Raw genomic sequence first — 12,687 nt, 5'->3', positions numbered from 1 at the left:
GCATGCAACAGACTATCGACACCACCCTGCTGATCATCGGCGGCGGCCCTGGCGGCTACGTGGCCGCCATCCGCGCCGGGCAACTGGGCATCCCCACCGTGCTGGTGGAAGGCCAGGCGCTGGGCGGCACCTGCCTGAACATCGGCTGCATCCCGTCCAAGGCACTGATCCATGTGGCCGAGCAGTTCCATCAGACATCCCGCTACACCGAGCCGTCCGAACTTGGCATCAGCGTCTCCACGCCACGCCTGGACATCGGCCGCAGCGTGGCCTGGAAGGACGGCATCGTTGACCGACTGACCACTGGCGTCGCTGCACTCCTGAAAAAACACGGGGTCAAGGTCATCCATGGCTGGGCGAAGATCCTCGACGGCAAGCACGTCGACGTCGATGGCCAGCGCATCCAGTGCGAGCACCTGCTGCTGGCCACCGGCTCGAACAGCGTCGAACTGCCCATGCTGCCGCTGGGCGGGCCGATCATCTCTTCGACCGAAGCCCTGGCCCCTCAAACACTGCCCCAGCATCTGGTGGTGGTTGGCGGCGGCTATATCGGCCTGGAGCTAGGCATCGCCTACCGCAAATTGGGCGCGCAGGTGAGCGTGGTGGAGGCGCGTGAGCGCATCTTGCCGACCTACGACAGCGAGCTGACCGCGCCGGTGGCCGAATCGCTGAAGAAGCTGGGCATCGCTGTGCACCTTGGGCACAGCGTCGAAGGTTACGACAGCGGTTGCTTGCTGGCCCGCGATGCTCAAGGTGCACAGCTGCGCCTGGAGGCCGACCGGGTGCTGGTGGCTGTTGGCCGCCGCCCGCGCACGCAGGGCTTCAATCTGGAAAGCCTCGAACTGAAGATGAACGGTGCGGCCATCGCCATCGACGAACGCTGCCAGACCAGCATGCGCAACGTCTGGGCCATCGGTGACGTGGCCGGCGAACCGATGCTGGCACACCGCGCAATGGCGCAAGGTGAAATGGTCGCCGAAATCATTGCCGGCAAGGCACGACGGTTCGAACCCTGCGCAATTGCAGCAGTGTGTTTTACAGACCCGGAAGTCGTTGTGGTCGGCAAGACCCCGGAACAGGCCAGCCAGCAAGGGCTGGACTGCATCGTCGCGCAGTTCCCCTTCGCCGCCAATGGCCGCGCCATGAGCCTGGAGTCGAAAACCGGCTTCGTGCGCGTGGTGGCGCGGCGTGACAATCACGTGATCCTGGGTTGGCAGGCGGTTGGCGTGGCGGTTTCAGAGCTGTCCACAGCGTTTGCCCAGTCATTGGAAATGGGCGCGCGGCTGGAGGATATCGCGGGCACTATCCACGCTCATCCGACCCTGGGCGAAGCGGTGCAGGAAGCGGCATTGCGCGCGCTGGGCCACGCCCTGCACATCTGACACTGAAGCGGCTTCGGCCGATTTGGCCCGCAGCGCCCTCGGCGCTGCGGGCTTTTTTTCATTCGGCGATGCTGCATTGGCCTGCAGACATGCCGATGATCAGGTCAAACGCGGAAGTAGCCCACCGACGAATCGAACGGCAGGCGCTTGAGTTCGATCTTGTTCAGATCCAGCACGTCACGCAGCGCGGCAGTCTCGCCAGGGAAGTTGCGGTAGGCGACTTCGTCCAGCACCACGATCGCGCCTTTAGGCATGTAAGGCAGGAAAGTCTCCAGCGCCACCTTGGTGGACGAATACAGGTCCGTGTCGAGGATCAGCATGGCCACTACCAGATCGGGGCGGGTTTTCACAAAAGCAGGCACGGTTTCCAGAATGTCGCCCTTGACGATCTCGCAGCGCGGGATCCGATTGACCGGGCGAATCAGATCGTTGGCCTCGATCATGTCCTGAATCAGGGTCTCGTCGGTGTCGGAGAACATGCTTTCATTGATGTCGGCTGGATCCTGCTCGGCATCGATGCTGGCAAAGCCGCCGAAGGTATCGAAACCGATGATCGAACGGTTGATCGCATAGGGCTCCAGAATCATCGATAGCTGCATGTACAGCATCAACGAGTTGCCCTTGTATACGCCGCACTCGACGATAGCGCCCGGAATGTCCTGCACCATCTTGAACAGTTCGATGCGCGAAAGCGCAGCGGTCACGGCGATACGGTTGGCAAACACGAACGGCGCATCAGCCACGTATTGGGCATCGACACGGCTCAGCACGCTGGCGCGCTTTTCGTTGTACTCGACCTCGGCAGCAGTCAGACGACGCTTGGTCATGGGTTAACTCCCTGGAATTGCGAAAAGTCGCTGGCATTGAAAAAGTCTTTGAAGCCGGCCTCTGCATCCGAACAACCGTTGTCGACGTTCGGTGCACCGCGCTTATGCAGCAGGTCTTGCAGGTGGATCAGGCGGAAGTCCACGCTGAACCGTACCTTGTCGGTGAAGTTGGCTACGGTGCCGTGTAGATGGGCACCAGAGAAAATCAGCATTTCGCCACTGTTGGCAGCCACACGCAGTTCGCCGCTGGTATCGATGTCTTCCAGCGGCACCGGGTGTACCCGGGTTTCTTCGGTGATGTTCTGCGAAGCCTTGTGCCGTTGCACATGGATCCAGTCATTGAGGCTCCAATCGGCGGAGCTGTTGCGCACCGGCCGCTCGAAATAGGCCGGGTTGATCATCATGGTCTGTTCGGGCTCGATGCTGTACACCGGCATCCAGGTATTCACCTGGCTTTCCACGCTGCCGTACCAGGTATCGCGGTGGGGCTTGTATGCGTAACTCACACCTGCATGCAGGTATTCGTAGTTGGGCACTACACGCACACGAGGCACGTCGAAGATATAGTCCTTGGGGTCGGCCCCAATCTCGCGAATGAAATCGCGGATCAACGCCTTGGCCTGCGGGCCATTGGTAAACTGCCGCTTGAGCGCCGTGACGCGCTCTACGAAAGTCTCCACCGGCATCATTTTGTGCAGCGACTGGTGGTCAGTTTCGCCATCAAAGGCGGCGGTGATGCTCTGCCGGGCCAATGCACACAGCTCATGTGCATTGCCAAGGCCGGTTTCCAGGAAGATATCACCCCTGAACAGCGAGCCCCGGTAGTCCGGCTTGTTCTTCACCTGATTGACATAAAAATTCATACTTGCCCCTTCAGGACCTCATTGAGACCAATGCCCACCACGAACTACGTCGACTGGCAGCGGTGCATGGATTGAAGCGGACGCAAGGCGACGCATCCAGCCGCTGAGGGCGGGAACTCCAACCACGGCGATACAGGTGCATTGCCTGTATCCAGTGCTTCAGTGATCGGCATGCCGGCAGGAAACTTTAAGCGTGCGTGCAGCCGATGCAGGCCATATGTCGGCTATTGGTGGCCTTCGCTGGCATACACGCCGCGTACCTGTTCCACGCTCGGAAAGTGCTCGGTAATCAACCCGCGCTGTATAGTCTTGTGCTGGGTGAACGGATACTCACGCTCGATGAACGTGGGCTCACTGGCATTTTCATAGCGCCCACTCACGGAAATCCGCAAACGTTCATCCCCTTCACGGGAAGACCGATGAATGGTGAAGTTCGACATCAAGCAAACGCCGCCCTTGCCGACACAGACAGGAACGAAGTCATCTTCCTTGAAGTGCTTTTCGTCGACCCTCAACACATGCTGTTCCTGGTCGCCGCTAAGCAGGCCCAGCAAATGGCTGCCGGGCATCACCTCCATGGTGAACAACTGCGGGTCGATGTCCATGAACGGGATCCAGGTGGTGATGGTATCCAGGCTGCCCTGGACTGAAGTCCAGTCCTGGTGCACGTCGAACCCCTGATAACCTCCCGGGATCACCAATTTTTTCGACATCAGATGCAACACAGGGGTGGTCTGGAACAACGGAGTGACGACGCCCAGGTCGGCAGCTGCGTCGCGCAGGCGCTCGGCGGTCATCAGCCGGTAGACGCCGTACAGCTTGGAGCACATGCGCAGCGTCGCCAGATAGAGAGGAACGCTCGCCCCCAGCAGTGCGGCCATGTTCAGGTGCAGGGCTTCAAGGGTAGGGCCACCAGCGACAGGCAGAGCCATGCGGTCCAACTGTTGGGCAAATGCCAGATTGAAGTGGGCAAGGGTTTCATCGAGATGAAGCGGGTCGAAAATGCCGTCGGCAACCAAGTAACCCTGCTCGCGATAAAAGCGGATTTGATTTCGATCAAGAATCTTTCCCATCGGCCCGGTGCCCTTTTTTGTTACGCAAGCGGAGGTGCTATCGTGGCCAGCAGTATACACAGCGTACGCTCAGCTCCGGTTGACCTGACTCATCCTCGAACACCCTGGATACCCTGATGCCAAAAGTTGTCATTTTCGGAGTGCTGGACACCGCCCAACTGGCGCACTACTACCTGAAAAAAGACCCTGCAGTGGACGTGGTCGGCTTTACCGTGCACGAACGCTACCTGCCAGAATCGAGAATGTTCGAAGGGCTGCCGGTGGTGCCCTTCGAAACCCTGCAGGACTATTTCCCAAGCACCGACTACAAGCTGTTTGCGCCCATGACCGGGCGCAAGATGAACCGCCTACGTGAGTCGGTCTACATTCAGGGCAAGGAAAAGGGCTACGACTTCATTAGCTATGTCAGCCCCAATGCCACGGTGAACGACAACGTCATCGGTGAAAACTGCTTCATTCTCGAAGACAACACACTGCAACCTTTCACCACCATCGGCAACAATGTGGTGATGTGGAGCGGCAACCACATCGGCCACCATGGCGAGATCCGCGACCATGTGTTCTTTGCTTCCCATGTGGTCCTCTCCGGGCATTGCCTGGTTGAGCCCTACGCCTGGTTCGGCGTCAACGCGACCATCACCAACAATTGCACCATCGGCGCAGGTACCTGCGTTGCCATGGGTGCGCTGATTTCAAAAGACACTCAACCCTGGCAGCTCTACATCGGCGCACCCGCGCGCGCGGTAAAGAGCAGTCAGGAACTGGATTTTTAGGTAGAGCATGGCCTGGAAAAAACTCGGTAGAACTTTCGACCCCGATAAAGACTGGGTCGGCTCCCACGCCCAAGTGCCCACCGCGCTGGTGCTGGACGATGTGATTCGGGTATTCATCTCCACCCGCAACAGCGCAGGCAAAAGCCTGTGTTACGCGGTAGACCTGGACAAGCAGGACCCGCGCACCGTCGTTGCCCGCCACCGAGAACCTTGCCTGGGTTTCGGCGCTCCCGGCACCTTCGATGACGAAGGCGTGATGCCCAGCTACGCCCTGAAGAAAGATGGCCGTACCTACCTGTACTACAGCGGGTGGAACCAGCGCCTGACCGTGCCCTACCACAATGCCATGGGCGTCGCGGTTTCTGATGACGACGGGCTGCACTTCGAAAAACTGTTCGAAGGCCCGATCATGGATCGCACTGCAACCGAGCCCTACCTGGCCGTGACGCCCACCGTGCTGTTCGACCAAGGCCTGTGGAAGATGTGGTACGTGTCCGGTACACGCTGGCTGGAGGTGGACGGCAAATACGAGCCGTTGTACGTGATCAAGTACGCCGAATCCAAGGACGGATTCGAGTTCACCCGCTTCGCGCCGCAATGCCTGGAATCGCGCTTTGAGACCGAAGCCTTTTCCCGCCCCTGCGTCATCAAGGAAAACGGGATTTACAAGATGTGGTACTGCTCCCGCGCATCGCAGGACTACCGCAACGGCGCAGGCTCGTACCGCATCCGCTACGCAGAGTCGCCCGACGGCAGGACCTGGACCCGCCATGACGATGCGGGTATCGCACCGTCAGCCGAAGGCTGGGACTCGCTGATGACCTGCTACCCGTTCATCTTCCAGAGCGGCGAGCGCACCTACATGCTGTACAACGGCAACCGTTTCGGGACCAGCGGCTTCGGCCTGGCCCAGTGGAGTGATGATGAATAACGAACAGCTTCAAAACGAAGTCTACAAACTCGAATCCACCGCATCGGATTTGCAGTACGCCTTTCGTGACAAGTTGCGCGACATGTACCTGAACAGCCCGCTCTCTGACGACGACGTGCTTTTCAATATCGGCCTGTATACCCGCAGCTCAGTATTGGTGAAGTTCATCGTCTTGAGCGACCTGTACAAACGCTTCAAGCATATCCCGGGGATGATCTGCGAGTTTGGCACCTGGTACGGCCACAACCTGGTGCTGCTGGAAAACCTGAGGGCCATGTACGAACCGTTCAACAAACAGCGGCAGATCGTCGGCTTCGACACCTTTGAAGGCTATTGCGCACCGGGTGAAAAAGACTGCAAGGAAAGCGGTGTGTGGGTTGAGAACTCCTACTCCACCAAAGCCAGCTACAAGGATTACCTGAGCGAACTGCTGCAGGTGCACGAAGGCAACAACGTGCTGGGACACAAGCGCGGAGTACATCAACTGGTTGCGGGGGACGTCTGTCAGACCGCGCCCGAATTCTTCAAGAACAACGGCTCGGCCATCGTCGCCTTCGCCTACTTCGACATGGGTCTGTACGAGCCGACACTGGCAGCGCTCAAGGCGATCAAGCCACACCTGGTTTCCGGCAGCATGCTACTGATGGACGAGCTGACATGGGCTCAAGCACCCGGCGAAGCACTGGCCTTCAAAGAAGTCTTCACCCCTTCCGAATACACCCTGGAGAAGTGCGAGCTGTACCCCTCCAAATGCATCGTCACGATCAGGTGAAGCGCCCATGATTTCCAGCGAGGTATTCGACCGGCGCATGGCGGAGCAAGGCTGGGTTATCTTCGAGAGCGCCATCCCGATCGCTATCGTCGAGCAGATGCGTGAAGACATCCACAAGGCCTATGCAATCTGCCGCGACTACCAGATCAAGAACGGCATCGATCAGGACACCAGTTACACCGTGCACCACCTGATCGGCCAGTTTGGCAGTTTTCTCGACTGCCTGAAGGCCTACCCTATCTATGCCTTCATCGAGCGCTATTTCGGTGGGCAGTTCATCCTCAACTCCTATGGCGGGGCCATCAACACCCGCGACAGCCAGTCTTACGCCCAGCGCGTTCACCGGGATATCCGTTCTTTTTCCGGTGATATGCCGTTGCTGCTGAACACACTGGTGATGCTCGACGACTTCACCGCCGCCAATGGCGCGACCTGGATGCTCTCCGGTTCGCACAAGGCCGAAGCCAAGCCGACCGACGACTATTTCATGGCCCACGCCGAACAGGCTATCGCCCCGGCCGGCAGCATCCTGATGTTCAATTCCAATGTCTGGCACGCCGGCGGCAGCAACGTTACCGACCGGGTGCGCCGCTCGGTCACGCCGATGTTTTCCAAGCCGTTCATCAAGCAGCAATTCGACTACCCGCGGGCCCTGGGTTATGACCTGGGGCCAAACCTCGACCCGATGATGCGCCAGGTCATCGGCTATAACGCGCGGGTACCCGCAACGCTGGACGAGTGGTATCAGCCACCGGCCAGGCGCATGTATCACTCCAACCAGGGTTAACCATGTCACGCGACCTGAACACCGAGTACCAGGACACGGAAAACCGCCTGTACGCCTACGATTTCGACTACATCCACCGCGACTACATGCTCAAGGCGCTCAACGGGCAGTTTCGCCCTGGAAATGCGCTGGAAATGGGATGCTATCACGGCGAGTTCACCAAAAAGTTGCTGCAGGTCTTCGATGACGTGACCGTGCTTGAAGGGGCCACCGACCTGATCGAAGTCGCCCGCAAGAACGTTGGCGATGCGCGCGCAACATTCATCCTGGGTCGGTTCGAAGACACTACCCTGGAGCGTCGGTTCGACAACATCTTCCTGATCCATACCCTCGAACATCTCACCGAGCCACAGCCGGTACTCAAGAAGATACGCGAGTGGCTGGCGCCGGGCGGCCGGCTGTTCATCGTCGTGCCCAATGCCAATGCGGCGTCACGGCAGATCGCGGTGGGCATGGGGCTGATCGACTTCAATGCGGCTGTTACCGATGGCGAGCGCAAGCACGGCCACCGTTGCACCTACAGCCTCGACACCCTGGAACACGAGGCGTTACAGGCCGGCTTCCAGGTGACCCAGCGCGGCGGCATCCTGTTCAAGCCGATGGCCAACTTTCAGTTCGATGCAGCCTTGCGTGCCGGCATCATCGACCAGGCGTTCTTCGAAGGCTGTTACAAGATGGGCATGAAATACCCGGACCTCACTGCGAGTATCTATGTAGTCTGCCAGGCTTGAACCTCAGAGGTAATCGTAGGCCGCCAAGTGCGGCCCGATGCCCTCGGCGCCAACCTCCATCAGGGCATCGATGATCGACAGGTACGGTGTGAAACCCTCGCAGCGTTGGCGATAGGCCAGTACCCGCATACCGATGAAACGCAGATCTATATTGGCGTCGGCGAACCTCTCCGGCTCATAGAGCGAGCGCCCGCCCTGGGCATTGATATAGCAGGTTGCACCTTCATGGCGGCAGATATCCAGAATCCGCGCCTGCGCCGTAAGTTGAGCGTTGCCGTAGACCTGGCTGCTGGTAACGAGCCGCGTCGATTGGCCCATGAAGTTGGCCAACACCTGAATTTGATGACTCAGAAAACCCGCGAGGTTGTTGTCTTCGTGCGCCAGAATATGCTCGATCACTGGAAATACCTGATCGAAACAGGGTGCCTTGCGATAGGCCATTTCCACGCTGCGTAGCATGCGTCGTTGCCACTGAGCAGCAGGTGCAATTTCTATTTCGTTGATCTTGCGGTTTTGCGAGGCCTGCAACAACGGCAGCGTGATCATCCCTGGCGCCCCGTTAATCAGGATGCGATTGCGGTTGATCCACCCCCGCGTGATGAAGTTGACGTCATCGTAGACTACGAAGCAGTCTGCGGCCTTCAATAGTTGCCAGTAGCCAATGTAGGGAAACAGGTACGGCTGCATGATCGCCACCCTGGTCATGCACCGGCCCCGGCGATCAAACCGACAATGAAGTCCACGGTGCCGAAATCCAGGTCAGGATAGATCGGTAGGCAGATCACCTGCTCCACCGCCTGATGCGCTACCGGCAGGTTGTCGGCGCTGGACGATGGATACCCACGGTACATCGGCAGGCCACTGATCAGGGGCTGGAAATAACGCCGCCCATGAATGTCGTGAGCGGCGAGGTGCGAGAACAGCGCATCACGGCCAAGAGCAAACTCAGGCCCTACCAGTATCGGGAAGTACGCATGATTGGCGACTGCCTCGCCCCTGCCCTCGATACAGCGAATACCCGCAATCCCCGCAAGCCCTTCGCGATAACGCTGGTCGATCAGCCGCCGCTTCCCCAGCGCTTCATCCAGGCCCTCCAGTTGCAACAGGCCAAAGGCTGCGTGAATTTCGCTGAGCTTGCCGTTGGTGCCGGTCAGTTCTACGGTGCTTCCGTCGGTAGACAGACCAAAGTTCTTCAACTGGTCGATGCGCCGCTTGGTCGCCTCGTCGCGACAGATGACAGCGCCGCCCTCGAAGGTACTGAACACCTTGGTAGCGTGGAAGCTCAGGGTCACGAGGTCGCCGTGGCGCAGCAGGCTGCCGTTTGTATCCTGAACACCAAAAGCATGTGCCGCGTCATAGATCACCTGCAGGCCATGGCGCTCGGCAATCGCGCGTATCGCCTCCACATCGCAGGGATGGCCATAGCAGTGTACCGGCAGGATGGCTGTGGTCTGGTCGGTGATGGCCGCCTCGATGCGTGCCGGGTCTAGGTTCAGGGTGTGCGGGTCGATATCGACGAACACCGGCGTCAGATTGTTCCATAGCAGCGAATGGGCAGTGGCAACAAAGGAGTACGGCGTGGTGATCACCTCACCGCTGAGCCCGGCCGCCTGCAACGCCGTTATCAGCGCCTGGGTACCGTTGCAGAATAGCGAAATGTGTTCCACGCCCAGGTAAGCGCACAGCGCCGCTTCCAGTCGCTGGTGCATGGCTGCGCCATTGGTCAGCATGCGGCTGTCCCAAATTTCCCGCAGGTATGGCAAGAAAGCCTCCAGCTCGGGCAATGCGGGCTGGGTCACGAAAACGGGGGGCCGACCATTCATGAGCGGTGTTCCTGCGGCTGGCGGCGTTGGCCGGCCTTGTGTTGTTCAGGCGTGGGCATACTGCGCAATGTCAGAGCGCCTTGTCGAATTCATGCCGCGCCCAGAAGTCGCGCATGATTGCCCAGGAGCGTCGGGATTCACCTTGTGCGGCGGCGCCGTAAAGCACCTGGCATTGCTCGCCGTGAATGCGGAAGCTACTCAGTGGCTGGACCAGATAAACGGTGTTGCCGCGCAGTGCGAGGTTGAGAAAAATCGCCACGTCGGAGGCCCAGGCGATGGGTTGTTCGTCTACCGACATGAAGTCCGGAGTGATTTCCAGCATATCGGCGCGGCGAAACATGACCGTGCTCGGCTCGCCAACGAAATTGATCTGCGACTGCATGAGTGCGGTGCCCAGCGACAGGCCTTCGATCATCGCATCGTCTGCCACGGGGGCTTGGGTTGCGGCGATATCGGCCAGCGGCTCGCCGTACTGGTCGATGCGCTGGCGCTTGGAGGTTACCAGCGTAACGTCTGGATAACTGCGGAAGCTGTCGAGCATCCGCTCCACGCATTCGAGTTCCAGCAGGTCGTCGTCGTTGAGAAACTTGATGAATTCGCCGCGCGCCTCTTTCAGGCAAAGGACATGGTTAAGACGGCCAATGTCCTTTCCAGCATCTGGGTTGCGCACATAACGCACGCGCGGGTCGTCCTGGCCCAGGTCGGCGCAGATCCTTTCGATCTCATCAGTCGGGCAGTCGTCGCACACCAGGATTTCCAGGTTGCGGTAGGTCTGGTTCAGCGCGCTGCCCAAGGCGTCGTAGAGGTGTTCGGTCTTGTAGGTCGGCATGACAATGCTGACCAGCGGCTGGGCATCGGCCGCCAATTGGCGCTGCGGCTTGCAAAACTCAAGCACCAACTGGCCCGGCACCGTAGCGTCCAGCCCACTCAGGTGCGGATCGCTGCTGTTGCCTTCTGCGGTGATAGCTACCGGTTCCAGGCCGACCATCTTGCAGATTCGCGTCAGCTCCTCGGCGTCGAAGGTCCAGGCATGCTGGCGCAGGGCCTTGTTCAGCCATTCGGCGCGACCGATGCCTGGCGCCTCAGGGCGTGTGCGGTTATTCAGATAATCGTCGACCAACGTTTCCAGGTTGGCGCAGACGAGACGGATAACCCCGCCGGGCTGCAGGACTCGACGGCATTCGTGCAGCAAGCGAATACCTTGGTTACGCCCGAGTCGCTCCAGAAGATGAGCACTGTAGATTCCTGGCACCGTGCCTTGTTCCCACGGCAAAGCCTGGCCCGGCGTCCATTGCAGATCGGCCCCTGTGGGCTCCACATCAATATTGATAAAGCCTTGGCGAGGATGATCGGCGCAACCTAGGTTCAAATAGATGGGGAGCATGGTATTCGCTTCGAAGGGGTCAACAAGGGCGTAGTGCAGCAACCCCGTTATCGGCCGCGCGCTTCAAATCATGACCGTTGGTTTCGGGACATTATGCAACAGGCGTAGACCCAAATCGAGAAACCCCATCAGCGTCGCGCAATAGGCACACTACGGCGATGCGATAGGACATTTCTTCAATTGACGTCAGCACACCGTATAATTCTGCCCCCGAAATCCGATGATGCTTTCTCATGAAGAAACTGCTGTACGTCGTTACCCTCGCCCTCTCTGTCATCCCTGCCGCCTTCGCCAATCCCCCCGCAACGTTTACCGAAGCCAAGGTTGTCGCCAAGCAGAAAATCTTCCTCGACCAGGCAAACAGCCCAATGGGCGAACTGTACTGTGGCTGTAAATGGACCTGGGTCGGCAAATCCGGTGGCCGGGTCGACGCCAAATCCTGCGGCTACGAAACCCGCAAGGTACAGACCCGCGCCGAACGTACCGAATGGGAGCACATCGTGCCGGCCTGGACCTTTGGCCACCAGCGCAAATGCTGGCAGAACGGCGGTCGCGAGCATTGCGTCAATGAAGACCCTACCTTCCGCGCCATGGAAGCCGACCTGTTCAACCTCTATCCGTCCGTGGGTGAAGTGAACGGTGACCGCAGCAATTTCAACTACGGCATGGTTTCAGGCGTTGCGCCCCAGTACGGGCAGTGCACCACCAAGGTCGACTTCCAGCAGAAAACCGCCGAGCCGCGTGACGAAGTCAAAGGGCTGGTTGCGCGCACCACGTTCTACATGTTCGACCGGTACAAGTTGAGCATGTCGAGACAACAGCAGCAGGTGCTTATGGCCTGGGATAAACAGCACCCGGTTTCTGCGTGGGAAAAGCAGCGCAATCAGCGAATCGCCGCGATCATGGGGCATTCGAACCCATTCGTCACCGGCGAACGGAAATGGACGCTGGGCTACAAGCCTGCCGGGGCTATGGACGTGGTAGCTTCGGCAACCCCGAAAACGGCTGCGAGAGATATCGGCAAGCCGACCCTGGCGAGTGCGTCGACTGACGGTGCGATCATTGGCAACCGCAACAGTCACGTGTACCACTTGGCCAGCGGTTGCCCCGGTTACAGCCAGGTCGCTCAGAAAAATCAGGTGGCATTTGGCAGTGAAGCAGAAGCGCAGAGTGCAGGTTACCGCAAGGCGGGTAACTGCAAGTAAGCGTATGGAGCGAGAGAAAATATGGCGTCCCAGGGCAGGTTCGAACTGCCAACCTTCCCCTTAGGAGGGCCATTTTAACCAGCACAGCAATGGAAACACGCCAGCATTTACTAGGCTTTTCGTCCAGTTGCGTCTA

At 59.1% G+C, this 12,687-nt stretch carries 13 protein-coding genes; 7 read left to right on the top strand and 6 right to left on the bottom strand.

Going from position 1 to position 12,687, the window contains the following annotated elements; genetic code table 11:
• Positions 1 to 2: 2 nt before the first annotated feature.
• Complete coding sequence (gene lpdA, locus IWW33_RS18595; protein WP_012315575.1) at positions 3 to 1,382, top strand: dihydrolipoyl dehydrogenase; 1,380 nt, start codon at positions 3 to 5, stop codon at positions 1,380 to 1,382.
• A 104-nt stretch (positions 1,383 to 1,486) separates the two neighbouring features.
• On the opposite strand, the gene IWW33_RS18590 is transcribed toward lpdA, so the two are convergent.
• The 3 genes from IWW33_RS18590 to IWW33_RS18580 all read right to left on the bottom strand — a co-directional run bounded on the left by IWW33_RS18590 (position 1,487) and on the right by IWW33_RS18580 (position 4,145).
• On the bottom strand, positions 1,487 to 2,209 hold the full coding sequence (locus tag IWW33_RS18590; RefSeq protein WP_012315576.1) for a TylF/MycF/NovP-related O-methyltransferase: 723 nt from the start codon (positions 2,207 to 2,209) through the stop codon (positions 1,487 to 1,489).
• A complete protein-coding gene (locus tag IWW33_RS18585) occupies positions 2,206 to 3,072 on the bottom strand; it encodes a hypothetical protein (RefSeq protein WP_039602838.1) in 867 nt (288 codons plus the stop codon). The genes IWW33_RS18590 and IWW33_RS18585 overlap by 4 nt, the downstream gene beginning before the upstream one ends.
• 224 nt (positions 3,073 to 3,296) lie before the next feature.
• The gene (locus tag IWW33_RS18580; protein ID WP_119687568.1) at positions 3,297 to 4,145 is read right to left on the bottom strand and encodes a phytanoyl-CoA dioxygenase family protein; all 849 of its coding nucleotides are present in this window, start codon (positions 4,143 to 4,145) and stop codon (positions 3,297 to 3,299) included.
• Between the two features lie 116 nt (positions 4,146 to 4,261).
• Here IWW33_RS18580 and IWW33_RS18575 point away from each other — a divergent pair, with 116 nt between their 5' ends.
• The 5 genes from IWW33_RS18575 to IWW33_RS18555 are packed head-to-tail and all read left to right on the top strand — an operon-like array spanning position 4,262 to position 8,139.
• Positions 4,262 to 4,918 (top strand): acetyltransferase, encoded by a 657-nt coding sequence (locus tag IWW33_RS18575; RefSeq protein ID WP_119687569.1) that lies wholly within the window; start codon positions 4,262 to 4,264, stop codon positions 4,916 to 4,918.
• 7 nt (positions 4,919 to 4,925) lie between these two features.
• The gene (locus IWW33_RS18570; RefSeq protein WP_119687570.1) at positions 4,926 to 5,849 is read left to right on the top strand and encodes a hypothetical protein; all 924 of its coding nucleotides are present in this window, start codon (positions 4,926 to 4,928) and stop codon (positions 5,847 to 5,849) included.
• Entirely contained in the window at positions 5,842 to 6,621 is a 780-nt protein-coding gene (locus IWW33_RS18565) for a TylF/MycF/NovP-related O-methyltransferase (protein WP_119687571.1), read from the top strand. The genes IWW33_RS18570 and IWW33_RS18565 overlap by 8 nt, the downstream gene beginning before the upstream one ends.
• Positions 6,622 to 6,628: 7 nt before the next feature.
• On the top strand, positions 6,629 to 7,408 hold the full coding sequence (locus IWW33_RS18560) for a phytanoyl-CoA dioxygenase family protein (protein ID WP_125924507.1): 780 nt from the start codon (positions 6,629 to 6,631) through the stop codon (positions 7,406 to 7,408).
• 2 nt (positions 7,409 to 7,410) lie between these two features.
• Positions 7,411 to 8,139, top strand: coding sequence for a class I SAM-dependent methyltransferase (locus IWW33_RS18555; RefSeq protein ID WP_119687573.1), 729 nt, complete (start codon positions 7,411 to 7,413; stop codon positions 8,137 to 8,139).
• A 3-nt stretch (positions 8,140 to 8,142) separates the two neighbouring features.
• Here the strand turns inward: IWW33_RS18555 and IWW33_RS18550 are convergent, their stop codons facing one another.
• The 3 genes from IWW33_RS18550 to IWW33_RS18540 form a co-directional block, all read right to left on the bottom strand.
• Positions 8,143 to 8,826 carry a WbqC family protein gene (locus tag IWW33_RS18550; protein ID WP_231386169.1) on the bottom strand — a complete coding sequence of 228 codons (684 nt, stop codon included), beginning with the start codon at positions 8,824 to 8,826 and terminating at the stop codon, positions 8,143 to 8,145.
• Between the two features lie 14 nt (positions 8,827 to 8,840).
• Positions 8,841 to 9,962 carry a DegT/DnrJ/EryC1/StrS family aminotransferase gene (locus IWW33_RS18545; protein WP_174142106.1) on the bottom strand — a complete coding sequence of 374 codons (1,122 nt, stop codon included), beginning with the start codon at positions 9,960 to 9,962 and terminating at the stop codon, positions 8,841 to 8,843.
• A gap of 70 nt (positions 9,963 to 10,032) precedes the next feature.
• Entirely contained in the window at positions 10,033 to 11,154 is a 1,122-nt protein-coding gene (locus IWW33_RS18540) for a glycosyltransferase family A protein (protein WP_231386168.1), read from the bottom strand.
• A 425-nt stretch (positions 11,155 to 11,579) separates the two neighbouring features.
• On the opposite strand from IWW33_RS18540, the gene IWW33_RS18535 reads away from it, so the two are divergent.
• Positions 11,580 to 12,551 (top strand): endonuclease, encoded by a 972-nt coding sequence (locus tag IWW33_RS18535; protein WP_174142108.1) that lies wholly within the window; start codon positions 11,580 to 11,582, stop codon positions 12,549 to 12,551.
• Positions 12,552 to 12,687 lie beyond the last annotated feature (136 nt).

Source organism: Pseudomonas sp. M2, from assembly GCF_015751845.1.
Classification (GTDB): Bacteria; Pseudomonadota; Gammaproteobacteria; order Pseudomonadales; family Pseudomonadaceae; genus Aquipseudomonas; species Aquipseudomonas putida_E.
This window is presented reverse-complemented; position numbering and strand designations above follow the sequence as displayed.

Bases quoted from the DNA above. Each gene is read 5' to 3' on its own strand.
- lpdA (WP_012315575.1), top strand. From the start codon at position 3: ATGCAACAGACTATCGACACCACCCTGCTGATCATCGGCGGCGGCCCT.
- IWW33_RS18590 (WP_012315576.1), bottom strand. From the start codon at position 2,209: ATGACCAAGCGTCGTCTGACTGCTGCCGAGGTCGAGTACAACGAAAAG.
- IWW33_RS18585 (WP_039602838.1), bottom strand. From the start codon at position 3,072: ATGAATTTTTATGTCAATCAGGTGAAGAACAAGCCGGACTACCGGGGC.
- IWW33_RS18580 (WP_119687568.1), bottom strand. From the start codon at position 4,145: ATGGGAAAGATTCTTGATCGAAATCAAATCCGCTTTTATCGCGAGCAG.
- IWW33_RS18575 (WP_119687569.1), top strand. From the start codon at position 4,262: ATGCCAAAAGTTGTCATTTTCGGAGTGCTGGACACCGCCCAACTGGCG.
- IWW33_RS18570 (WP_119687570.1), top strand. From the start codon at position 4,926: ATGGCCTGGAAAAAACTCGGTAGAACTTTCGACCCCGATAAAGACTGG.
- IWW33_RS18565 (WP_119687571.1), top strand. From the start codon at position 5,842: ATGAATAACGAACAGCTTCAAAACGAAGTCTACAAACTCGAATCCACC.
- IWW33_RS18560 (WP_125924507.1), top strand. From the start codon at position 6,629: ATGATTTCCAGCGAGGTATTCGACCGGCGCATGGCGGAGCAAGGCTGG.
- IWW33_RS18555 (WP_119687573.1), top strand. From the start codon at position 7,411: ATGTCACGCGACCTGAACACCGAGTACCAGGACACGGAAAACCGCCTG.
- IWW33_RS18550 (WP_231386169.1), bottom strand. From the start codon at position 8,826: ATGCAGCCGTACCTGTTTCCCTACATTGGCTACTGGCAACTATTGAAG.
- IWW33_RS18545 (WP_174142106.1), bottom strand. From the start codon at position 9,962: ATGAATGGTCGGCCCCCCGTTTTCGTGACCCAGCCCGCATTGCCCGAG.
- IWW33_RS18535 (WP_174142108.1), top strand. From the start codon at position 11,580: ATGAAGAAACTGCTGTACGTCGTTACCCTCGCCCTCTCTGTCATCCCT.